At 33.6% G+C, this 20,885-nt stretch carries 21 protein-coding genes and 1 tRNA gene; 7 read left to right on the forward strand and 15 right to left on the reverse strand.

Features of this window, described 5'->3' with window-relative positions:
- Positions 1-2: 2 nt before the first annotated feature.
- The 9 genes from ACKI44_RS01000 to cfbD form a co-directional block, all read right to left on the reverse strand.
- The gene (locus tag ACKI44_RS01000; protein ID WP_407420848.1) at positions 3-800 is read right to left on the reverse strand and encodes a nitroreductase family protein; all 798 of its coding nucleotides are present in this window, start codon (positions 798-800) and stop codon (positions 3-5) included.
- Positions 763-1,995: an amidohydrolase family protein gene (locus tag ACKI44_RS01005; RefSeq protein WP_407420849.1), complete on the reverse strand. Its 1,233-nt coding sequence runs from the start codon at positions 1,993-1,995 to the stop codon at positions 763-765. Before ACKI44_RS01005 ends, ACKI44_RS01000 begins: the two co-directional genes overlap by 38 nt.
- Positions 1,996-2,004: 9 nt before the next feature.
- Positions 2,005-2,394: a DUF126 domain-containing protein gene (locus tag ACKI44_RS01010; RefSeq protein ID WP_407420850.1), complete on the reverse strand. Its 390-nt coding sequence runs from the start codon at positions 2,392-2,394 to the stop codon at positions 2,005-2,007.
- 103 nt (positions 2,395-2,497) lie between these two features.
- Positions 2,498-3,754, reverse strand: coding sequence for a tRNA pseudouridine(13) synthase TruD (gene truD, locus ACKI44_RS01015; RefSeq protein ID WP_407420851.1), 1,257 nt, complete (start codon positions 3,752-3,754; stop codon positions 2,498-2,500).
- A 19-nt stretch (positions 3,755-3,773) separates the two neighbouring features.
- A tRNA-Arg gene (locus ACKI44_RS01020) sits at positions 3,774-3,847 on the reverse strand.
- 240 nt (positions 3,848-4,087) lie between these two features.
- Positions 4,088-4,525 carry a hypothetical protein gene (locus tag ACKI44_RS01025; protein ID WP_407420852.1) on the reverse strand — a complete coding sequence of 146 codons (438 nt, stop codon included), beginning with the start codon at positions 4,523-4,525 and terminating at the stop codon, positions 4,088-4,090.
- Between the two features lie 51 nt (positions 4,526-4,576).
- Positions 4,577-5,941: an AIR synthase-related protein gene (locus ACKI44_RS01030; RefSeq protein ID WP_407420853.1), complete on the reverse strand. Its 1,365-nt coding sequence runs from the start codon at positions 5,939-5,941 to the stop codon at positions 4,577-4,579.
- 5 nt (positions 5,942-5,946) lie between these two features.
- Positions 5,947-6,543, reverse strand: a complete 597-nt coding sequence (hisH, locus tag ACKI44_RS01035) for an imidazole glycerol phosphate synthase subunit HisH (protein WP_407420854.1) — start codon at positions 6,541-6,543, stop codon at positions 5,947-5,949.
- Between the two features lies 1 nt (position 6,544).
- Complete coding sequence (cfbD, locus tag ACKI44_RS01040; protein ID WP_407420855.1) at positions 6,545-7,615, reverse strand: Ni-sirohydrochlorin a,c-diamide reductive cyclase catalytic subunit; 1,071 nt, start codon at positions 7,613-7,615, stop codon at positions 6,545-6,547.
- 86 nt (positions 7,616-7,701) lie between these two features.
- Here cfbD and ACKI44_RS01045 point away from each other — a divergent pair, with 86 nt between their 5' ends.
- Both ACKI44_RS01045 and ACKI44_RS01050 read left to right on the forward strand, forming a co-directional pair.
- Positions 7,702-8,097, forward strand: coding sequence for a C-GCAxxG-C-C family protein (locus tag ACKI44_RS01045; protein ID WP_407420856.1), 396 nt, complete (start codon positions 7,702-7,704; stop codon positions 8,095-8,097).
- Positions 8,098-8,109: 12 nt separating this feature from the next.
- The gene (locus ACKI44_RS01050) at positions 8,110-8,697 is read left to right on the forward strand and encodes a TetR/AcrR family transcriptional regulator (RefSeq protein WP_407420857.1); all 588 of its coding nucleotides are present in this window, start codon (positions 8,110-8,112) and stop codon (positions 8,695-8,697) included.
- A gap of 28 nt (positions 8,698-8,725) precedes the next feature.
- On the opposite strand, the gene ACKI44_RS01055 is transcribed toward ACKI44_RS01050, so the two are convergent.
- The 4 genes from ACKI44_RS01055 to ACKI44_RS01070 are packed head-to-tail and all read right to left on the reverse strand — an operon-like array spanning position 8,726 to position 11,862.
- Positions 8,726-9,739 carry an SLC13 family permease gene (locus ACKI44_RS01055; RefSeq protein ID WP_407420858.1) on the reverse strand — a complete coding sequence of 338 codons (1,014 nt, stop codon included), beginning with the start codon at positions 9,737-9,739 and terminating at the stop codon, positions 8,726-8,728.
- A gap of 16 nt (positions 9,740-9,755) precedes the next feature.
- On the reverse strand, positions 9,756-10,070 hold the full coding sequence (locus ACKI44_RS01060) for a TIGR04076 family protein (RefSeq protein WP_303736870.1): 315 nt from the start codon (positions 10,068-10,070) through the stop codon (positions 9,756-9,758).
- A gap of 1 nt (position 10,071) precedes the next feature.
- The gene (locus ACKI44_RS01065; RefSeq protein ID WP_407420859.1) at positions 10,072-10,644 is read right to left on the reverse strand and encodes a DUF6434 domain-containing protein; all 573 of its coding nucleotides are present in this window, start codon (positions 10,642-10,644) and stop codon (positions 10,072-10,074) included.
- Between the two features lie 27 nt (positions 10,645-10,671).
- Positions 10,672-11,862 carry a redox-regulated ATPase YchF gene (locus tag ACKI44_RS01070; RefSeq protein WP_407420860.1) on the reverse strand — a complete coding sequence of 397 codons (1,191 nt, stop codon included), beginning with the start codon at positions 11,860-11,862 and terminating at the stop codon, positions 10,672-10,674.
- Positions 11,863-11,961: 99 nt separating this feature from the next.
- Between ACKI44_RS01070 and ACKI44_RS01075 the strand changes: the two genes are divergently transcribed.
- The gene (locus tag ACKI44_RS01075) at positions 11,962-12,804 is read left to right on the forward strand and encodes a metallophosphoesterase (RefSeq protein ID WP_407420879.1); all 843 of its coding nucleotides are present in this window, start codon (positions 11,962-11,964) and stop codon (positions 12,802-12,804) included.
- Positions 12,805-14,913, forward strand: a complete 2,109-nt coding sequence (locus ACKI44_RS01080; RefSeq protein WP_407420861.1) for an alkaline phosphatase family protein — start codon at positions 12,805-12,807, stop codon at positions 14,911-14,913.
- On the opposite strand, the gene ACKI44_RS01085 is transcribed toward ACKI44_RS01080, so the two are convergent.
- Together ACKI44_RS01085 and ACKI44_RS01090 are read right to left on the reverse strand one after the other, a co-directional pair.
- Positions 14,899-15,750: a Sir2 silent information regulator family NAD-dependent deacetylase gene (locus ACKI44_RS01085; protein ID WP_407420862.1), complete on the reverse strand. Its 852-nt coding sequence runs from the start codon at positions 15,748-15,750 to the stop codon at positions 14,899-14,901. The genes ACKI44_RS01080 and ACKI44_RS01085 overlap by 15 nt on opposite strands.
- Position 15,751: 1 nt before the next feature.
- Positions 15,752-16,543 carry a protein-ADP-ribose hydrolase gene (locus ACKI44_RS01090; protein ID WP_407420863.1) on the reverse strand — a complete coding sequence of 264 codons (792 nt, stop codon included), beginning with the start codon at positions 16,541-16,543 and terminating at the stop codon, positions 15,752-15,754.
- A 133-nt stretch (positions 16,544-16,676) separates the two neighbouring features.
- Between ACKI44_RS01090 and ACKI44_RS01095 the strand changes: the two genes are divergently transcribed.
- From ACKI44_RS01095 to ACKI44_RS01105, 3 genes are all read left to right on the forward strand, one after another.
- On the forward strand, positions 16,677-17,054 hold the full coding sequence (locus ACKI44_RS01095; protein WP_407420864.1) for a winged helix-turn-helix transcriptional regulator: 378 nt from the start codon (positions 16,677-16,679) through the stop codon (positions 17,052-17,054).
- A gap of 1 nt (position 17,055) precedes the next feature.
- On the forward strand, positions 17,056-17,703 hold the full coding sequence (locus ACKI44_RS01100) for a cobalt-precorrin-7 (C(5))-methyltransferase (protein WP_407420865.1): 648 nt from the start codon (positions 17,056-17,058) through the stop codon (positions 17,701-17,703).
- A 121-nt stretch (positions 17,704-17,824) separates the two neighbouring features.
- Complete coding sequence (locus tag ACKI44_RS01105; RefSeq protein WP_407420866.1) at positions 17,825-20,842, forward strand: adhesin; 3,018 nt, start codon at positions 17,825-17,827, stop codon at positions 20,840-20,842.
- The last annotated feature ends 43 nt before the right edge of the window (positions 20,843-20,885 follow it).

Raw genomic sequence — 20,885 nt, forward strand, 5'->3', positions numbered from 1 at the left:
GTTTACATAAATTTTATATTAATCTCATCATGGGGAACAGTTCTTCTAAATCTTTTTTTAGGATATCCAATTACAAAAGAAGAGTACATATGTTTGGATTTATCAATTTCAGGGAAAAATTCCATTAATTTGTCATGATTAATCTCATCTGCCTTTAAAATAAACAAAGAATAAAATCCTCCCAAACCAAGAGAATAGGCCAATAACTCCAGACGAGTATTAGCTATTACTGCACATGTCTTATCGGTTGAAAATGTTAAAATAAGCTGTGAACCTTCCCAAAGCAATGGATGAAATTTTTTAGAGGATTTATCTTTTAAATAATCTCCAAATTCCTTAATTCTGAAAAACTCATCTTCCTGAATTTTAATTATATCATACACCAATTCCATGAACTCATCCAGTTTTTCATCGAGAACTATAAATTCCACATCCTGCATGTTTTGAGCCGAAGGTGAATAATAAGCCCCCATGAAAAGCTTTTCAAAGGTTTCTTTATCAATTTTCTTGTTTTTAAACCAGCGGATGGATCGTCTTTGCTTTAAAAACTGCAATAAATCATCATAATCAACAGGAATTTTACGGACATCATATTCTTCAATCATATCGGATTGATTTTCATATTTAATAAGAGTAACTGCCCCTTCAGGACAAACCGCCATACAGTGACCGCAATCAAAACAGTTGCTTTCCAATTCGTATGCAGTCTCATCAATTTCAATATTATTTCTGATACATACGGATTTGCAGAGCCCGCACCCGCTACATAACTCCGTATTGATTTTTAACTTCTTTACCATCCTGAATAACCTTTACAATATTATTTGGGTCAGTCAACATTTCAATATCAATTAACGGATTCTTTTCTACGAAAATCATGTCAGCGCATTTTCCTTCAAAAATAGATCCGATATCATCACGCCCCATGAATTCTGCAGCCTTGGTAGTTGCTGAAGCGATGGCCTGTTTTGGAGACATGCCCAACTCAACCAGATTAAGCAGTTCCTTTAAGTTGTGACCATGAGGAATAACACCACTGTCAGTTCCCATGACGATATTTACACCCGCTTCGTAAGCGGTTTTAATATTTTCCTTGTGAACTTTAACGATTTCTTTTAATTTAGCCAACTTTTCATCAGCATAAGTGTCCCATGACGGAAATCCGTTTTCATAGAGATACTGATGTACCAGCAATGTAGGAACCAAGGTAACATTATTTTCAGCCATTTTCTTGGATGTTTTTGAATCGATAAAAGTACCGTGCTCGATAGATGAAAATCCTGCATCAATACATTTATTTATTCCCTCCAGACTATGACAGTGAGCTGAAACTTTTGAATTGGTGACTTTAGCTTCACCAACAATCGTTTTAAGTTCATCAATGCTGAATTGAGAAAATTCCGGAGAAGTGTTTGCAGTTAAAACACCCCCACTGCACATTACCTTTATAAAATCAGCACCTGCCCTTTTGACTTCACGGGTTTTCTTTAAAACTTCAAAATTACCGTCACATCTCCCTTTAGGAAATCCGGGATACATTATTTCCATATCAAAACCTGAAGGCATCATCAAATCAAAATGCCCGCCAGTCATTACCAATGGAGTGACACAGATTTCCAATTTTGGAGCCGTGAATAATCCTCTTTGCTGTGCCAGTTTAACGCCCAAATCTGCAGATCCGCAATCTCTAACTGTTGTAACCCCTGCATTAATGGTCTGTTTTCCATGAGGAACTCCATTATAAAAATGAATAGCTAACGGATTAGCCATGTTCTCCTCTTTATGGAATCCTTTGGCCAAAATATGAGTATGACAATCAATAAATCCCGGCAAAACATAATTATTTTTACCGTCAATGATTTTAACATTTTCTTTAGTGTTAATTTTTGATGAGGAAATCTCTTTAATGTATTTGCCTTCAATCAAAATGTTCTGTTTGTCTTTAAACTCATCATTAGGGTTGATAATATTCACATTTTCAATTAGGGTCTGCATTTAAATCACTTACAAAATTGTAATAATTCCATTATCCCCGTCCACTTCAACTAAAGCGCCGTTAACCAAATCTTCAGTTTCTGAAGGTGAATCGACCATCGGAATATCAGACATTATGGCACCTGTAGCTATAATAGGTTCTGCATTAAGACAAATTATAGCTTTAGGAGCAGTATTATTTTTCATCATCTGAAAAATTACATAAGAACCAACGGTAGAACCTTTACCACCAGGAATGAATAAAACTTTATCTTTAATAGATTGACCTTTTAATTCATGGTTAGGGTCTATCACTACCCCATTTTCTGGATTTACTCCGCCTAAAAAACTAATTGGCTCTGAACTAACAATCAATTCCCCTTTTCCTTTTCCTTTTGCAATATTTCTACATTCAATCATTATGAAATAATATGTTAAAACAAGTATTTAAAATTGAATTTTTGAAAATTACTTTCTGAGATAAATATTGATTTAAAGAGGTTATATTGTAAAAAAAATAAATTTATACAACATCTTTTTTCATTACTTCACGCAATACTGCTGTTGCATAAGATCCCTTATTAATTGAAAATTCAGCCAAAACACCATCATCGGTAGCTTTAGCAGAAGCATCCCATACCTGGAAACGTAGGGATCGTCTAAGACCATGGCTTCCTAAACGAGGCATTTTAGGAACTTCAAAATCACTTTTTTCAAGACCATAACTTTCCAAAACGCTTTTTTCCATTTCACCGACTTCTCCACCGGCAAAAGGAACTTTAGTACCATATAACGGAACTGTCGGATTAACTTCAAAATTATCAATTAATTCCTGATATTCCTCTGGAGTCTTGTCTCGGATGATATGTTCACCGTTATCTATAATGATGTCTCCTTCAATGAATTTATTGATTCCCATCTCCACACGACGGCTTACAACATCATTGAATAAATAGGATTGGTAAGCATGGACAAACATCCTCTGTAATGGCTTTGGAAGGGCATGAATAGCATTCATATATGCTTTATCATCCAATTCACCTTTTTTAGAATCCTTAATTAATTGGCGAACCATCATTTTCTCATAACGCATTCCTTTACCCATCAATTCCAAGGATTTTTCCAAATCCCCATCATCATAAGCCTGCCTTGCCTTTTGATTTTCCAAGCTTTCCTCTTCTGAAGGGTTGCCAACATATCTTCTAACCGCTTCAGCCAAATCATTTTGAACTAAAGCTTCCCCAACCAAATGAGTATTGGTTCTAGGTTTACCGAAACGCTGCCAGCCATAATAATTAGGAACTCCCGTAACTTCAAGTTCTTTTAGAACCTCATTTGCAATATCGGCGCTTTTTTCAATGTCATCCAAATCACGGATAAGGATTCTGAATTTATTTCCTTTAAGCTGACCCATTCTGAGCTTTTTACGGCCACGAGTAATCTCTAAAAAATCAGTTTTATAAATGTCCAAGTTTTCAACTTGCTTGAATTGTTCTTCTGAGTCCATATTAGCAATGCAAATCCATTGACGAGTGAGGGCTTTTTTGTCTTTCATTCCGGCAAAGCCCATTCTTTTTCTGTCAATATGCAAGTCACGAGCAATGTCTAAAACAACATCTAAAGTTGTCCTTCCAATCTTTTCAATCCAAATCCAAACATTGGGACCTTCGCCTGTTGGAAGCATTTCAGGAATTTCTTCAACATAAAAATCTTCGTATTGGTTTCTAATAGATCCACCAATACCTTCTTGACTCGTAACATAAGTATTAGCATTTAACATAGTATCACAGAAATAAAAATGCCCCGACCGGGATTTGAACCCGGGGAATGGGATCCGCAGTCCCATGTGTTATCCAAACTACACCATCGGGGCGAGACAAAATAAGATATCACAATAATATAAGTTTTTCATACTATTTAATGTTTTTTTAAAATAGGGGAAATATTATATATATTGAAGAATAAAATTTTTAACGTGCATTAGTACTGGTGGGGAATCACCACCACAAAACCCAATTCTCTGCTAGTATGGTGCATATTTGGGTATGCAAAGGCTGGCATATTCACCACCAAAACACGTATAATGCTAGTCTATTGCATACAATTATAATCATTACCAGACATACAATGTATATGAATAACCATCAAAATTGCGTGTAGCAACAGAAACACTATCTGCTTTTGTAAAATCACCAGAACTTGCTAAAACCTTTGAATTCAAATGATTTGATTCGATGAAACGATAATTATCAATCTTAAATTCAGCGAATTTATCATCACAGATTTGAGATACTTCCTGAACTGATTTTTTTGAATTCTTATTCTCTTTTAAAATATGTGTAATGTAGTTTAAAAAAGTCTTATCTTCAAAATCGACTTTTCCACTTAAAATCTCCATAATGTCTTGAGCATTTTTGGAGTCATGTGAAATATCAGAATATGTCGGATTTGGAAGTGAAACTAAGGAATTTAACATCAACATAGCTATGAATAGGATACCCAATGCAATCATTGCATCTGCAATATATAAATTTCCTTTCTCATCAATCATAAAAAGAGATTTACTTCCATAGTATTTAAGAAATATGGAAGTGCGAAAAAATTAATTTTTATTTATATACTTTATAACCTTATCCTTTTTAGCAATTGCATCTTCGCATGCTTTTTGGACTTTTTCCTGCATTAATTCAAAGTCCTCCGGCGTGGTATCACCGACTAACTTTTTAATTTTTGTGTATGCAGCTTCTCTGAATAGAGGAACAAGTTTTTCTGTAGATGAATCCTCCTTAATCAAGATTGGTTCACCGCTGTCTGTGACCTGACCGATTTCTGAGATGTCAACACCAGCTGAAGATACGGTCTTTTTAACATCTTCTGCAATATCTTCAGGCACTACAAGCATTAATGAATCAGTAGAAACTCCCAAAGGATCAATATTTAATGTTTCGAGCATATTCAATACATTCGGAGCGACCATATTCCTAATATCCTTTTCATAGAACTCCAAACCTACGCCAGTGGTATTGGATATTTCATGTGCATCTCCCCTGAGACCTCCATTGGTTACATCAGTCATTGCATGAATGTCTTTGACCAAATCGGCTTCAAAAAGAGATTGTGATGCCTGAACAAAATTAACGTTCATCGTATCCCATACAACATCGAAAAAGCCGTTGTAAATAGCTGTTGTTGTAATGGTTCCTCCGCCGGATCCTTCAGTTAATAAAATAACATCCCCTTTTGTTGCGCCTTTACGTGCAGTTGGAGGATAATCAGAAACCCCTACGCTTCCAACTGCGGAAACGAATCTGTCACCTAAAACCATGTCTCCACCGACTCTTAAAGTACTTCCGGCAACAATAGGAACATTGACGAGCTCTGAAACCGCAGCAACACCCGCAGTAAAGTCAAATATCTTACCTACATCACCGTCATCCGCCAGGTGAACATCACTTAAAATAGCTACAGGATCTGCTCCCATTACACAGACATCCCTTAAAGTTGCCCTTGTAACGTGAAAACCTCCTAAAAAGGGATATTCACTTAATCTTGAATGAATACCGTCAACGGCAGTGGTGATATAAACATCATCATTTTTAGCTTTTGAACGTACAACTCCACCGTCATCCTGTTCTGTTGGATTTACAAGAGATGCAGTATTGGTTGATGCCACAATATCGGCAATTCTTCTGTGGACGAAAAAGTCTCCCGCTCCACGGGAACCGACACCCATTTCACCCATTCCAACTCCGGATTTGGTGATTTCAGTTATTTCCTTTAAAAATTCATCATCACTTTCTTTTAATTTTAAAGTGGTTGAAACTTCATCTATTACCGCTTCAGCCATTTTTATTGAATTTTCATCTGAAATATCCTTATATTCCTTTATTCTTTCAGCTAAAAGTACAGATAAATCTTCGTAAGTATAATCGTCGATTCTTGCTCTAACAAATCCTTCAATATCCATATTAACTACTCCTTAATATTAACAAAATTTTTTAAAATCTTAAGTCCGGCTTTTCCACTCTTTTCCGGGTGAAACTGTGTTGAAAATAAGTTATTCTGACTTAAAGATGCGACAACATCAATTCCATAATCACAAACTCCCGCAACTATTGCATCATCTTCGGGAATTACATGATAAGAGTGTACAAAGTAAAAATACTCCCCATCTACGCCGTCCAAAATTGGGGAATCCTTAACCACATTCAGTTTATTCCATCCCATATGAGGTACTTTAACTCCTTCGGGCAAGTATTCACAATGTCCTTTGAATAAATTAAGTCCGTTAACATTCGGACTTTCTTCGCTTTTACCCATCAATACCTGCTGGCCTAAACAGACTCCCAAAAATGGCTTATCATCATTGACATGCTCATATATGACATCCCTGAAAGGTTCCAGATTTTCCATTGCAGAACCGAAGGCTCCAACACCAGGCAATACAAGATGTTTGGCATCACTAATCAATTCTATGTCATCAGTTATTAGAAAATCCTCACCGATTTTTTTAAATCCGTTTGAAATGCTTTTTAAATTACCGCTTTTATAATCAATTATCGTTATCATATTATTCCATCCAGTCAATAGCTGATCTAATCATTAAACCAAAGTCGGAATCAACAATTTCATCTGTTCCCAATGTTTTGGAATGTGCATCAAGTTCAGCAACAACATTGTCATAACCCAGTTCACGCAAAGGCTCTACCAAACGAGGTCCGTCTGTAACTGCAACAGATTTGACATCCATTTTTTCGATAGGAAATGCATGGGGAACACCAAATACAACAATCAAATCCAAATCCCTATCTTTTAAATAATCGTATGCATTGTCGGCAGTTATCGGATATTCATCCAATCCTCCAGTAATGAAATCAATATCCATCGGGAGTTCATTTTTGATATTCGTTGCATGACCTCTGATTCTTTCCAAACCAATGTTTTCATCCAAATTAGCGACAATTACTGGTTTATTTTGAGGATTAATTTGAGCATAATCAAAATTAATAATATCTGCAAATAAATAAGCAGTCTCTTTTTTAGCATTCAATACAAATGCAACTTTTTTATCATCTTTTAAAGCCTGAACAATATCTTTTGCTACAATTTCTTTTGAATCACCGAAATTGGGCTTGATGTATTTACCCTGAGCCATACCTCGAGTTTTTTCTACTTCAGTCGCTTTTTCAAGCATTTCAATTTGTCTGTCTGCTTCCTCCCTAGGAATAACACCGCATTCAACAGCTGATTCTAAAACCATGATTGCTCCAACGGTATTGTCTCCTTCACCTGAACCCCCATGGGATTCAACCGGAATAACAGTGCAATCCAAATCAGCATTAGCTATTGCCTCTTTTAAATCTTCACCAATAATCATACTTGCACATGTTCCAACAACTCCCATCAATTCTGGTTCGAACATGTCATAAGCCTTAATTAAAGTTTCTTCCAATTTATCTCCAGCACCTAAAATAAAATCGTTTTCTGCCATTGCAGTTGTTAAAACACGGACACCATCACTCTCTAAAAGCCTGCCTGTTCTAAAACAGCAGCCATTAGGACCATGCATGATAATAACATCAACATTCATATCCCTCAATGTATAAAGGGATGCTGCAATTGGACTTGGTCTCGGATGCATAATTTTCACCTATAATAAAAAATTAATATGGTTAATTATTTAAAAATTATAATATATAATACATATTATAGATGGGGTAGAGTTTTATGGAACTTGACAAAAAAATATTGGAAGAAAAAATAAGGGAGTACAGAACCTTTAAAAGTTGTTCAGAGTCAACTTTAATGGGTTTATGTGAAACTGCAGAATATCCAATAAGTCAAAGTGAAATGTGTAAATTAGCCTGCGGATTTGCAGGAGGAATGGGCGGAACCTTTGACGAAGGAACATGTGGGGCACTGACCGGTGCGTTAATGGCAAACGGACTTTTGGTTGACGATGAAGTGAAAATTAAAGCCAATGCAAAAGAACTCTTTAACACGTTTAAGGAAGAATACGGCACTGTTCGCTGCGACAAAATAAGTGATTATGGAAAAGACAAATCCCCCTGTGTTGACTGCTGCGTATTTATTGGAAACAAAGAAGCTGATTTATTGAAATAATGAAGTGATTATATGAATATCGATACAACAACTGAAGAAAAAATCATAAATGCAACATTTAGAATTCTTCAAAAAGAAGGCGTTAAAAAAGCTACAACAAAAAAAATAGCTGCTGAAGCTGGAGTAAATGAAATAACAATTTTTAGAAAGTTTAAAAATAAGAAAAATTTAATAGAAACTGTTAAAGAACATCATATGCAAATATTTCTTGATAAAATTGAAAAGATATTCGAATTTGATGAAGACGAAGAAATCGATGCATATCTAAAAAACAACTTCAATGAACTCTCAGCACTTTCAGATGAAGATTTCAGCATAATGAAAATAGCTATGGAAGAAGTTCGAGAAATTCCTGAAAGAAAACTTATACTTTCAAGAATCACCGATCTTATTTTAGGAAAATTGGAGGAATTCTTTAAACTGCAAAATGAAAAGGGTAAAATCAGAGACGTTAATCCAAGAATATTGGCCATTATGTGTTTCAGTATAACCTTCCAATCAGTTGTCCTGTGGAAAGTATACAATAAAGATCCGAATGTTGAAGTAAATGAATACAGTGATGAATTCCTTAACATCCTCTTTAATGGAATCAATCCTTAATTCCATTCATCTTTCATTTACAAAAAATTTAGATTAGAGTATAAATTCCAAATAGAATTATCAGCAAAATAACATTCAAAACAGTGAATATTATCAAATATTTAATTTTAAAATCAGCGTATTCACGTATGAGAATCTTATAGGAAATTAGATTTGCCATAGAGGCTATAAGAGTTCCAAAACCTCCAATGTTAATTCCAACAATAATGGCTTCATAGTTAGTGCTGAAACCACTGAGCAAAATTGCTGCTGGAACATTGGAAATTATTTGTGAAGCAAAAATACCCCAAAGAACTTCATTGCCTGCAATCCATTTGCTAAATAATTCCTTGAAAAAGGCAATGTTTTCCAAATTGCCTATTAATATAAAAAGAGCAATGAAAGTTAAAAGCAAAAAGTAATCAACACCTAAAAAAACACGCTTAAAGAAATTTTTTCTATCAACGTCTATTTTTTTCATTTTTGGCAAGACAATATCATCTTTCGGGATAAAAAACAATGCCATTATTAAAAATACCAAAGATACAAGAACATATGGCAATAATATAAAGAAAAATGATTCAAATGAAATGTTTGAAACCGTATACATCACAATATTATGTGGAGCTCCGATAGGAAGAATCATACATCCGACATTGGCGGCAATAGTCTGTAGGGATACAGTGATTATTGTTAAATCAATTCTATCGACTTTTTTTAAAGCCAAAATAGTGAATGGCACGAATATAATTAAAGAAACATCATTTGTTATAAATATTGAACTAAAAAAGCAGATAAAAACCAAGACTAAAACAAGACCTCTGGCATTTCCTATCCTGGGCAATAATTTACGAACCAGAATCTCAAAAACAGCCAGATTCTTAAGAATCTCGACAATCACCATTATAACGAAAAGAAGTATTATCGTATCCCAATTGATATAATTAAAATAATTAAAAGTTGGTTTTACGAAAAGACAAGATATTAAAGCCAATATTAATGAAATGGAAAATACTATTTCCCTTTTAAAAAAATCCAAACTTTTATCAAATAAATTAACCATAATATCTCTTTAAAAATTAATCTGCATCCTCATCCATTGTTTCAAGCAAAAAACTTACCGGACGAAAACCGTCATTGCATGACAACATTGCTGATTTTTTATTTTTCATCCAACCGTCATAAAAATCACTGGCCCCATTAGCTAAAGCCAATACGAATGGAGAAAGAGTTTCCCATGCGCTATCGCAAAAATCATCCGGCTTTTTCCATCCATTGGCAATGAAAACATCACCTAATTCCACATCACATTCATGTTCCAGAGGGTTTTCATATTTTTCAATCAGGTCATCATGTCTAACTTTTTTCATAACTGTTATCTTTACTTTTTTCAATTTATTCACCACTTAAAGCCTTTAAATCACTATCTTCATAACGATTATGTCCTTTCAAACTTTTTTTGTATTTCCAGCATTTTATTGCATCGTCCAATGATTTATCATTATTATTATCAAAGAAATCTCTTATATATTGATTATACTGAAATTGTTTAGATATTTCTGTCTTTTCCTTAGAATTTTGAATCACGAAGTACGCATTTATCGCATCACGGTAAGTTTTATCGGGATTTGCCTTTACCCATTTTTGAAATTTAACCTTGAACTTGAAACCATTGCCTATTTCATTTTTAAAAAATGCCCTTTTATCTTCGCTGAACCGAAAGTTTTCACCTAACTTTGAATCCAAAGTGATTTCAGAAGGAATTTCTTGAGACTTGTGCTTAATATCTTCCTCTTTTAAAGATTCACCTGTCGATAAGTAATGGATTATTCTTTTTTCCAAATCTCCCTTATTTCCACTTACCTTTAATCCTTCATGCCTGCAAAATTCCTTTAATTCTTCCTTTAAAAAATAATAGTCCCTAAATTCTTCAGGCGTTAATTCCTTTGTTAATGCTGGTCTTGTCATGAAAATCTAAAAAAAGAAATGAAAGTATTATTGGCGTGTAATAATACTTATAATGTCACCGTCTTTAAGTTCATAATCACTGGCGACGCGCATTTTTGATCTTGCATCAACTGCATGCATGAATTTATCCCCAATGTCTGTGTGGACAATGTAAGCCAGTTCACGTGGAGTGGATCCTCTTTTAACCAAGAATCCGTCAGGAAGGACATTGCCTTTCTGGTCAGTGTATTTGTTTTCATCCTGAACAGGATAGACAACAATATTATCAAGCAGTTCAAAAATGCCGTAGTTTAAAGCGTCCTGAACACCAGTACTTCCATAAACATCCAAAATATTGGTTTGAATATAATCTAATGCCTTTTTTTGAGGTTCTGATAACTCTTCAGGTTTTAATATTTCAAAGTGGTCATCACCTGAAACATAACTGATAAGGCCTGATTCATTAGCCTTGACAAGTGCAATTTCAGAGTTTGCAGAAGTTGGAATTACATTCGGATACTTTTCCTTGATTCTTTCAATATTTGCTTTGGAAGTTGGCAAGTCTGCCTTATTTGCAACAATCATCATCGGTTTTGCAATGTGCAGGATATTTCTAGTAAGTTCTATCAGGTCTTCCTCTTCCCATTTATTGAAGTCAGGTTCGACTGTTCTTTTAGCTTCTATAATATCCTCAATAGTTATTCCTGTACCGGACAATTGGTCAAATAGCACTTTAGCAATATCAAGATGCTCTGCACCGACTTTTCTTACAAGCCTTACCCAATTTTTAGATAATATTCCGTACATCCACATTACAATTTCGTTTTCTAAAAAGTCTAAATCCTCTAATGGGTCATGTGAGCCTGCATCAACAGGATTTCCTTCAAGATCTGTTGAACCGGAAGCATCAATAACATTTATAAATACTTTAGCTTGCATTAAATCGTCTAAAAACTTATTACCTAATCCTTTTCCTTCATGTGCTCCAGGAACTAAACCTGCAACATCTATTAATTCAATTGGAAGTAATCTCTTTCCATCAATACAAATAGAATTGTGAGGATTGCATGTAACACCTAATTCTTTACATGGGCAATCTTTAATTACATGAGCAACAGCCTTATTGGCATCGATTGTTGTAAACGGATAGTTTGCCATTTCAACTGCAGATGCTGTTGCTGAATTGAAAAAAGATGATTTTCCAACATTTGGTTTTCCACAAACTGCAATTTGAAGCATAATAATCACATTAATTATATACTTTTTAAAATATAAATAGTTTCACGAACTTATTTAAAAAATAAGGTGAAAAAATTGGTAAATGAAAAACCATCAGCAATGCGAGTACGTCAAGGATTTCAAACATTATTAACACAAACAAGAGGAGATACTAAATTCAAACCGAATTTATTTGATTTGGTTGATGTGGATGTTACAATTAAAGATTTACCATTTGAATTTCATAATTATAAGATAGTAAATTTAACAGATATACATTTGGGGCAGTGGATTAGTCCGGAATATTTAAGCGGCGTGGTGGATTACGTCAACAGCATAAACCCTGATATGATTACATTAACTGGAGATTATGTATCATATATTCTTGAAGGCTATGAGGATGCTCTTTTAGACTCATTCAAACGATTAAAAGCAAAAGATGGAAAATTTGCTGTTTTAGGAAATCATGACCATTGGGCGGATGCTGAAAAAATTAGAGAAATCTTAAAAGATTCAGACATTGTTGATTTAAGCAATGACGTTTATACCCTTGAAAAGAATGGGGAAACACTCAACATATCCGGCGTCGACAGCTGTACCGTCGGTGCGGATAATATAGATGAAGTCCTTGAAAAACTTCCAGATGATGGTGCCAGCATTTTACTTGCCCATGAACCGGATTTTGCAAAAATATCCTCTGAAACCAATAGATTTGACCTGCAAATGTCCGGCCATTCACATGGAGGACAGCTGGTTATACCAGGAGTTAAAACAACCCCATTCAGATGTTCTTATTCAATAAAATACCCTGTCGGCATGTATAAAGTAAAAAATATGGTTCAATACACAAGTAAAGGTCTTGGAACAAATTCATTTTGGCTTAGAATAAATTGTAAACCTGAAATAACGTTATTTTATCTAAAAACAGACAAAAGGAAAAACATAGGAATTACAGGAGTTTAAATGAACATACCCAATATTATTAAAACATCAATACTGACAATAATAATTGCCATAGCCAATATTTTAGTTGTTATTGGAATGTCTTTGATATTAGATAATTTTACATTGGGAAATTGGTATAATGCAATTTTTATTGTAATAGGTACTGGTATAGCCAATATATTAATTTGGCCAGTGATAAGTCGTTTTTTAATGAAATTCATTATTTATACATTTGGAATTGGGGCACAAGTAATAAATTCAGCTATTTTTTATGGAATTACATGCTTAATTCCAGGCGTTTCTTCAGGCTCCGGTGAATCATTTGTTATACCTCTAATGATGGCTATTGCAACAACAATTGTTTCAAAAATTGCTAATATTGACTATTATGATTCATACACCAAGAAAATATCCGAATATGTTAAAAAAGAAAGTAAAGTTCTTGATAAAAATCCATATCCCGGTTTATTAATTCTTGAAATAGATGGGCTTTCAATAGACATTTTAAAAGAAGCAATTGACAAAGGCATGATGCCCACACTTAAACGCTGGATTGAAAACAATACACATGTTCTAAAAGAATGGGAAACTGATTTATCTTCGCAAACCGGTGCAAGCCAGGCAGGAATACTTCATGGAAATAACGAGAATATTGTAGCTTACAGATGGGTTGAAAAAGAAAATAACAATAAAATAATGGTTTCAGGAAAATTAGCACATGCCCCAATAATAGAAAAAAGAATATCCAATGGAAACGGATTGTTATGCGATAAGGGAGTTAGTATAACCAACATGTTTACTGGAGACAGTGATGACCCAATTTTAACCTCATCAAGATTTGAAATACTGACCAATACATACAATAAATTATTATATGTTGTTTTTTTAGAGGCATACACTTTTCAAAGAGTTTTTATATTGTTCTTATGGGAAATATTTGTTGAAATAAAATCTCAGATAATGCATTATATAAAAAATGTAAAACCCCGCCTTAGAAGAACGTTTATTTATGCTGCAATTAGAGCTGGCGCAAATGTGCTTTTACGTGAAATAACTACGGAAACATTAATCGCCAGTATCCTTAAAGGAGAAATCAACTCTGCATATGCCAGTTATGTCGGATATGATGAAGTAGCCCATCACTCAGGCATTCGTGATGATGATGTCTGGAATGTATTAAAACAAATCGATTTGCAGTTTGACAGAATTGAAAAAGTTGAAAAGACGTCTGATCGAAATTATGAAATTGTAATCTTATCTGATCATGGTCAAGGGAATGGAGAGACCTTTAAGCAAAAATACGGAATTAATCTTGCAGATTATGTAAGAAGACTTCTGCCGGAAAATATGAAAAGCTATGATAAAACCCAATACCTTTCAGATCACTTTAGAGATGCTTTTATTCCAGAAAACAAACAGATTGAAACATTAATGGATAAGGTTGATGATATTAAAGATACTGACTTCTTTTCTAATAAAATAGATGATTTAAAGGATAAGATGCCTGACTTTATTAATATAGAACGTCTTGAAGACTTCAGAAAGGAATATCAAAACGATTTGGATTATATCCAAAAACATGAAAGTCAAGAACATAGTGCCAAAAAAGCAAAAAATTCAACTTTAATCGTTCTGGGGTCAGGAAATCTGGGATTGATATATTTGACCCAGTGGAGGAAACGATTATATTATGAAGAGATAATTTCCCTATTCCCAAATTTAATTCCAGGACTTGTAAAACATGATGGAATAGGATTTGTTTTAGTCAATTCGTATACTAACGGACCTATGGTGATTGGATCAGACGGAATCTATTATTTAAACAGCGATAAAATAGTCGGTGCAAATCCATTAGAAAACTTCAGTGAAAATGCTCCAATGCATTTAAAAAGACATAATAACTTTGAACATATGCCAGACATACTTGTAAATAGTTTTTATAATCCTGAAACTGAAGAAATCTGTGCATTTGAAGAGTTAATAGGCAGTCACGGAGGTTTAGGTGGAAGCCAAACAAGACCATTTATTTTATATCCTTCACATTGGCAAGACCCTGGAGAGTTGATTGGGTCAAAATCAATCTATGATTTTTTAAAAAAAGAAATGGAAGAATTAAAAAATTCTTGAAAGCCAATAATCAAAAATTTCATCCATATCTTCATCAAAACTAATTGTTTTAGATTCATTTTCCTTAATTGCACCTGGAAAATCACGGTTTAATCTGATTAATGTAGCATTTTCATTATCATAAGTCCACTGTTCAAAAGGATATCTTATTATCACAGGAGTATTATAACCTACACCTAATTCCAAAAATACTACTTTAGCATCCCCAACATTATCTAAAAAGTTTTTATATCTCCCATTTGCATCATGCCAATTAGCATCCTCAACGAAGAGATTATCTTTTCTGAGATTAGTTTCCATTTCAGCTCCGCAACGAGGACATTTCGGAACCAATTCAGAAGGAATTTTGCAATCAACGGTATTTTCAAGCATGCTCTTAATCTGTTCTTCATTATAGTATAATTCATCATGACATGCTTCACTGCATTGAAAAAGCCCGTAGTCTCCCTGAGTGGCAAAGATTCTTTCATCTTCAAAGCCGTTAATCCAGAATTGATGTTCAACATTGGTTGTTATTATAAAATAATCCTTATTTTCAACAAGTTTTAATAATTTTTGATATAACCCTGTTTTTCCAACCTGAAACCTGTTAATATCAATGTGTCGAGCCCAATATGCCCATTTTTCTTCGGAAGTCTTAAACGGATAAAATCCTGAAGAGTACATGTCAGTCATCGAATATTTATCAATGAAATCCTTAAAGTTATCAGTAAAACGTTTGCCTGAATATTCAATTCCTGCAGCAGCAGACAAACCTGCCCCTGCACCAATAACAATATAATCTGCATCATCGATAGCTTTTTTAGCATTATCTAATCTGAGTACAAAACGATCCATTTTAATCACCAAACATTAAATTTTTATAAATTATATAATCCTCATCCTTGAACACATTGAAAATAACATGATTTAGGGAGGTTTCATTGTTTTTTAAGTATTCATCAACAGTTTTTACTGCAATATTTGCTGCCAAATCCTGAGGGAAGTTAAAAACTCCTGTTGAGATACAGCAAAATGCCAAAGATTTTAAATTATGTGCACTGGCTATTTCCAAACATGAATTATAACAGCTTTCAAGTTTTTTACAATCTGTGTCTGAAGGTTTGGAGTTCAAAGGAATTGCGGGACCGACCGTATGTATCACATAATCTGATGCCAAATTATATGCATCGGTGATTTTGGCTTTTCCAATGTCTTCATCCCTATTTTGAGCCTTCATTATCCTATCGCATTCCAATCTCAGTTGAATTCCACTGGCTGAATGAATAACATTATCAATACAGTTATGTAATGGAACAAAACATCCAAGCATCTTGGAATTGGCTGCATTAACGATAGCATCAACCTTTAAATCTGTAATATCACCTTGCCAAAGCATTAATTTGCCTTTAAATACATTAATATCATCAACTCCGACCAACTCTTTTGACAGGGTTTCATTAGTTAAAAATTCATCCTGAACTTTTAGAAACTCATCATCAATTGGATTTGGCATTCTTACATTCATCAATGCCCGAAGTAAATTTCTTTTTTCAATATACTCTTGAGGAATTTCTATTTCCTCATTTCTTTCATCAATCAAATAATTTAAAAGATAGTTTAACTGTTTGTTAGAATCTATTTTAATCACTCCTCATGTTAATTATATTATGAAAGGACATTTAAATTGTTTTTGTAACAAATAGGGAACCCAGTAACCAAAAAGTAACATGAATAAGTTTAATATTATTAATATTAAAATATAATATAAGTGGTGATTTTTCATGGATGAAAGAATAGTCTGTCCGGTTGACAGAACAATGAACTTGATTAATAAAAAATGGAGTATTCTGATTATCAGAGACATATTTTTCGGTAAAAAACATTTTAAAGAGTTTAAAGAAGATAAGGATATCAGCAACAAGGTTTTATCAAGCTGTCTTAATGAACTCGAGGAAAACGGAATAATCGAAAAAAGCGTTTTAAATACCAAACCCGTAAGCACAGAATATCATTTAACTGAATATGGAAAATCCTTGAATAAAGTTATCTATGAACTGGCAATGTTTACATTGAATAATGACACCGATAAGCAATACAGCGATGAAGCAAGACATGATTTAGAAGATACATTTAAAAAGACATTAGGAATCAATGATTAATATGGACGGAAAAATATTTATTATTGGAATCGGACCCGGAAGTGAAGAATACCTAACCCTTAAAGCAGTTGACTGCGTTAAAAACTGTGATTACACTGTGGGAAGTACAAGAGCTATTGACCTATTTCGTGATGTTAAAAACACCATTGCATTTAATGTGAAAGATCTAGTTGATAAATTGGAAGAAGGAGTCGAATTGGCAATAAGCGGGAACAGCGTTGCTATATTATCAACCGGAGACCCAGGATTTTCAGGCGTTTTAAATACTGTTTTAAGAATTTCAAAAGAAAAGTCATTTCCCAAAGAAAATATCGAAGTTATACCTGGAATCAGTTCCCTTCAGCTTGCTGCTGCCAGAAATCACATACAATGGGACAGTGCCAACGTAATGACATTTCATGGAAGAGAAAACATTGAAGATATTTTGGAAGTTATTAACAATGGAAAAATAACCATAGCACTGCCTTCAAGAAAAGTTAAGGATATGGCACAGTTTTTACTTGATAATGGAGTTGACGAAAATCGCCAGGTAACGGTCTGTGAAAGACTTTCCTATCCAGATGAAAAAATTGTCTCAACATCATTAAAAAATATTGCGACAAGTGAATTTACTTATATGTGTATAATGATAATAAGTAATGAAAATTGATGTTAAAAATTCATTTTAATAAAGATTTTCTTTTTAAATTTTAAATTAAAACATTTATATCTTTCAAATCATAGTTTGAGTGTTAATTAGTAAAAAAAATAATTAACAGTAGGTCGATACTATGATTAGAAAAATAGATATAATAGTTTTTATTTTCCTAACGCTCTTTTTAATTAGCTCGGTTTCGGCTGCAGAGATAGAAAATGAAACTATAACAACACAAAGTACACCACAAGAAAGTGTTCATATAGAAACTCACGATGTGGATATGTATTATAAAGACGGTACGCGCTTCGCTGCAAACAGCTACGATGAAAATGAAAATCCTCTAAGTGATACTCAAACAACATTTTCTTTAAATGGAGTTAATTACACACGCCAAACCAATGAAAATGGACGGGCATCACTTGCAATTAATTTAAATAGTGGAAAATATGACATAACAACAACAGTAAAAGAAAATTCAGTGCACAATACCATTAATATAAGAAGCACCATAGAATCTGACGATGTAGTTAAGATATTTAAGAATTCAACCCAATATTATGCCAAATTTTTAGATAAAAATGGAGATGCATTAAAAAACACCCCCGTGACTTTCAATATTAATGGAGTGTTTTACACAAGAACAACAGATGAAAACGGAACAGCAAAATTGAACTTGAATTTGCATCAGGGAAAATACATATTAACGGCAACAAATCCAATAAATAACGAACAAAAAAGTAATAACATCACAATTTTGTCCCAAATTATAAATAACAACGATGTGGTGAAATATTACAGAAATGCAACAAAATACAGCGTTACAATACTTGAAAAAAATGGATCGACTGTGGGGTTAGGACATGAAGTTGAATTTAATATTAACGGTGTTTTTTACTATCGCCATACCAATATCCATGGTGTAGCGAGCCTTAACCTAAACTTAGGTCCTGGAGATTATATTATAACCGCCCAGTATGAGGGCTGTTATGTTTCAAATAAGATTAAAATATTACCGACATTAACCGGATATGATATTTTGATGGAATATCAGGACGGAACTAAATTTAAAGTATATCTGGTTGACGGTATTGGAAATCCCGCAGCATTCGAGAGGGTAAACTTCAATATTAATGGAGTATTTTACACAAGAACCACAAATGAAAATGGAATCGCAAGTTTAAATATAAATCTTCAACCTGGAGAGTATATTATAACTTCAGAGCATAATGAACTGAGAATAGCAAACATGATTAAAATCCATCCGAAAATCATTGGTGAAAAAATAAAAAGTACGGATTTTACATATGAAATAAAGGTGCCCAATTATGTTAATGTGACTTTCCCATTTGTTTATCCGAACAGCTTTTATTCCATTAATGAGGGTATAAACGGCATTATCAGAATGGAAAAAAATCAATTGATTGAAATTCAAATAGGATACAAATATTTCACCTATTCAACAGCAAATATGCCTGAATATGGAGCCACATATCTTGGATCAGAATATGTGCTGCTTCCTTTCGACGGCATTACAATAGAACACAGTTACAACCTTGAAGACTTAACAGGAAATGGAATAATACTTTACAGAAGTAAAGATTATACACATTTTATCTATAAGAATAACTGCAGCAGCAATATCGAACAGTTTGGAGCATATATTGATAAAGGTCTTGATAAAAGTGAAATCATCAATTATGTCCAAAATGGCGAAACAATTGCAAAAATAAAATTCCAGACAATCAACTTTGACGAACTCGGTTTGAAATTGACCCTATCACAGTATTACGGAAAATCAATATACGACTTTGATTATAAAACCTACAAAGAATTGATAGGAAACGAAGTAGAAAACATTAAATTTGTAAATACTGGTGAACCTGTGACATTTAACTACTTTGGAACAAAAATTGCAGGTTATTTAAGTGAAGAAGATATCATAGCTAAATTTAATTCTGCCAATTGTATAGAGTTTGAAAAATCTGAACTGATAACATATGGGTTAAGCGATAAATATAAAGGTGATTTTGATGTTTTACACTCATTTGCAATCATTAATGACAGAGTAAGTGATAAAACAATGAATGAATGGATTACAAGAGAAAACGAATATAAAACAGACGTGAAAATGCAAAGCCTTTACACCATGTTTTTAACATCATTAAACACAGCTTATTTAAGCGACAAAGTCTGCGATAACTTAACATCCAACACGGACTTAAAATGGTCCCGAACAAACAATACAGTGATTTTGGGGGCAATGAACTGGAAAGATACATACCAGCACATATTGACTCCGGATATGGGAAGACAAATTATGGGAAATAATGAAAGCGAGATTATCAAATTCCGTTTTGTCAATTCCATATTATTATCAAAAATAGAACAGTTTTCCTTAAAGCCGATAGCAGAGGATGCTGACGTTAATATAACTTCTGTATTTGATGATGTGTTCAATTCACTCAAAGATTATAGGACAAGCATTGTTTATTACAATAATACTGCAATACTGAGTGATGAAAGTGGAAATTCAAGTTTTATGATTGATTTGAAAAGCGGTTTGGTAACACCTTTATCCGTAAAAGACGGCTTTGCATATAAGGGAGTTACAATAACCAGAGACTGCGGATTATGCAGCATTTACAGCATGTCAAAAGAAGTTTTAAAAAATGTGAATAATGGAATAGGCACAATAAACGACCTTTTAAATTACATAGGAGACAATATACAGCCGTTAACTTCACTGACAGTTAAAGGAGTTTTGCTTGGAAAAGGTGTTATAGGGGCTTTAATTGGCGGCAGTCTAACGATAGGCCTAAGTCTTTTTGGAACTGCATTAGGTATACAGGGAATTGGAGTTTATTATGTGGACAATCATGTTGACAGCAAGGATCTTCATACAGCATATGACCACATAACCTTTACAAGACCAGGATACATGCAAAACACCAAAATTTACAACATCCCAAAAGATGACGGCAGCGTTGATTATTTGGAAATTCCTTTAAAGAAAGACAATAGCTATGACAGAGATAACGTGAAATATATAAGTAAAGGCAATGTAAAAACATTAACCAAAGAAGAAACTTACAACTATTTCGCAGAAGATAGTTGGAGTCCGTTTAATGTCCCACAAAAATACTGGAGATAAAATATGGATTTAGATCAAATAAAAGAGAACTGGTCAAACCAAC

The sequence above is a fragment of the Methanobrevibacter sp. genome, assembly GCF_045646205.1.
In the GTDB taxonomy this organism is placed as follows: Archaea; Methanobacteriota; Methanobacteria; order Methanobacteriales; family Methanobacteriaceae; genus Methanocatella.

What these genes read in the sequence shown, in the direction of transcription:
- ACKI44_RS01045 (WP_407420856.1), top strand. Translation starts at nt 7,702, where the DNA reads ATGGAACTTGACAAAAAAATATTGGAAGAAAAAATAAGGGAGTACAGA.
- cfbD (WP_407420855.1), bottom strand. Translation starts at nt 7,615, where the DNA reads ATGCATCCGAGACCAAGTCCAATTGCAGCATCCCTTTATACATTGAGG.
- ACKI44_RS01100 (WP_407420865.1), top strand. Translation starts at nt 17,056, where the DNA reads ATGGACGGAAAAATATTTATTATTGGAATCGGACCCGGAAGTGAAGAA.
- ACKI44_RS01085 (WP_407420862.1), bottom strand. Translation starts at nt 15,750, where the DNA reads ATGGATCGTTTTGTACTCAGATTAGATAATGCTAAAAAAGCTATCGAT.
- ACKI44_RS01005 (WP_407420849.1), bottom strand. Translation starts at nt 1,995, where the DNA reads ATGCAGACCCTAATTGAAAATGTGAATATTATCAACCCTAATGATGAG.
- ACKI44_RS01010 (WP_407420850.1), bottom strand. Translation starts at nt 2,394, where the DNA reads ATGATTGAATGTAGAAATATTGCAAAAGGAAAAGGAAAAGGGGAATTG.
- truD (WP_407420851.1), bottom strand. Translation starts at nt 3,754, where the DNA reads ATGTTAAATGCTAATACTTATGTTACGAGTCAAGAAGGTATTGGTGGA.
- ACKI44_RS01075 (WP_407420879.1), top strand. Translation starts at nt 11,962, where the DNA reads ATGCGAGTACGTCAAGGATTTCAAACATTATTAACACAAACAAGAGGA.
- ACKI44_RS01030 (WP_407420853.1), bottom strand. Translation starts at nt 5,941, where the DNA reads ATGGATATTGAAGGATTTGTTAGAGCAAGAATCGACGATTATACTTAC.
- ACKI44_RS01105 (WP_407420866.1), top strand. Translation starts at nt 17,825, where the DNA reads ATGATTAGAAAAATAGATATAATAGTTTTTATTTTCCTAACGCTCTTT.
- ACKI44_RS01025 (WP_407420852.1), bottom strand. Translation starts at nt 4,525, where the DNA reads ATGATTGATGAGAAAGGAAATTTATATATTGCAGATGCAATGATTGCA.
- ACKI44_RS01070 (WP_407420860.1), bottom strand. Translation starts at nt 11,862, where the DNA reads ATGCTTCAAATTGCAGTTTGTGGAAAACCAAATGTTGGAAAATCATCT.
- hisH (WP_407420854.1), bottom strand. Translation starts at nt 6,543, where the DNA reads ATGATAACGATAATTGATTATAAAAGCGGTAATTTAAAAAGCATTTCA.
- ACKI44_RS01055 (WP_407420858.1), bottom strand. Translation starts at nt 9,739, where the DNA reads ATGGTTAATTTATTTGATAAAAGTTTGGATTTTTTTAAAAGGGAAATA.
- ACKI44_RS01050 (WP_407420857.1), top strand. Translation starts at nt 8,110, where the DNA reads ATGAATATCGATACAACAACTGAAGAAAAAATCATAAATGCAACATTT.
- ACKI44_RS01065 (WP_407420859.1), bottom strand. Translation starts at nt 10,644, where the DNA reads ATGACAAGACCAGCATTAACAAAGGAATTAACGCCTGAAGAATTTAGG.
- ACKI44_RS01080 (WP_407420861.1), top strand. Translation starts at nt 12,805, where the DNA reads ATGAACATACCCAATATTATTAAAACATCAATACTGACAATAATAATT.
- ACKI44_RS01000 (WP_407420848.1), bottom strand. Translation starts at nt 800, where the DNA reads ATGGTAAAGAAGTTAAAAATCAATACGGAGTTATGTAGCGGGTGCGGG.
- ACKI44_RS01095 (WP_407420864.1), top strand. Translation starts at nt 16,677, where the DNA reads ATGGATGAAAGAATAGTCTGTCCGGTTGACAGAACAATGAACTTGATT.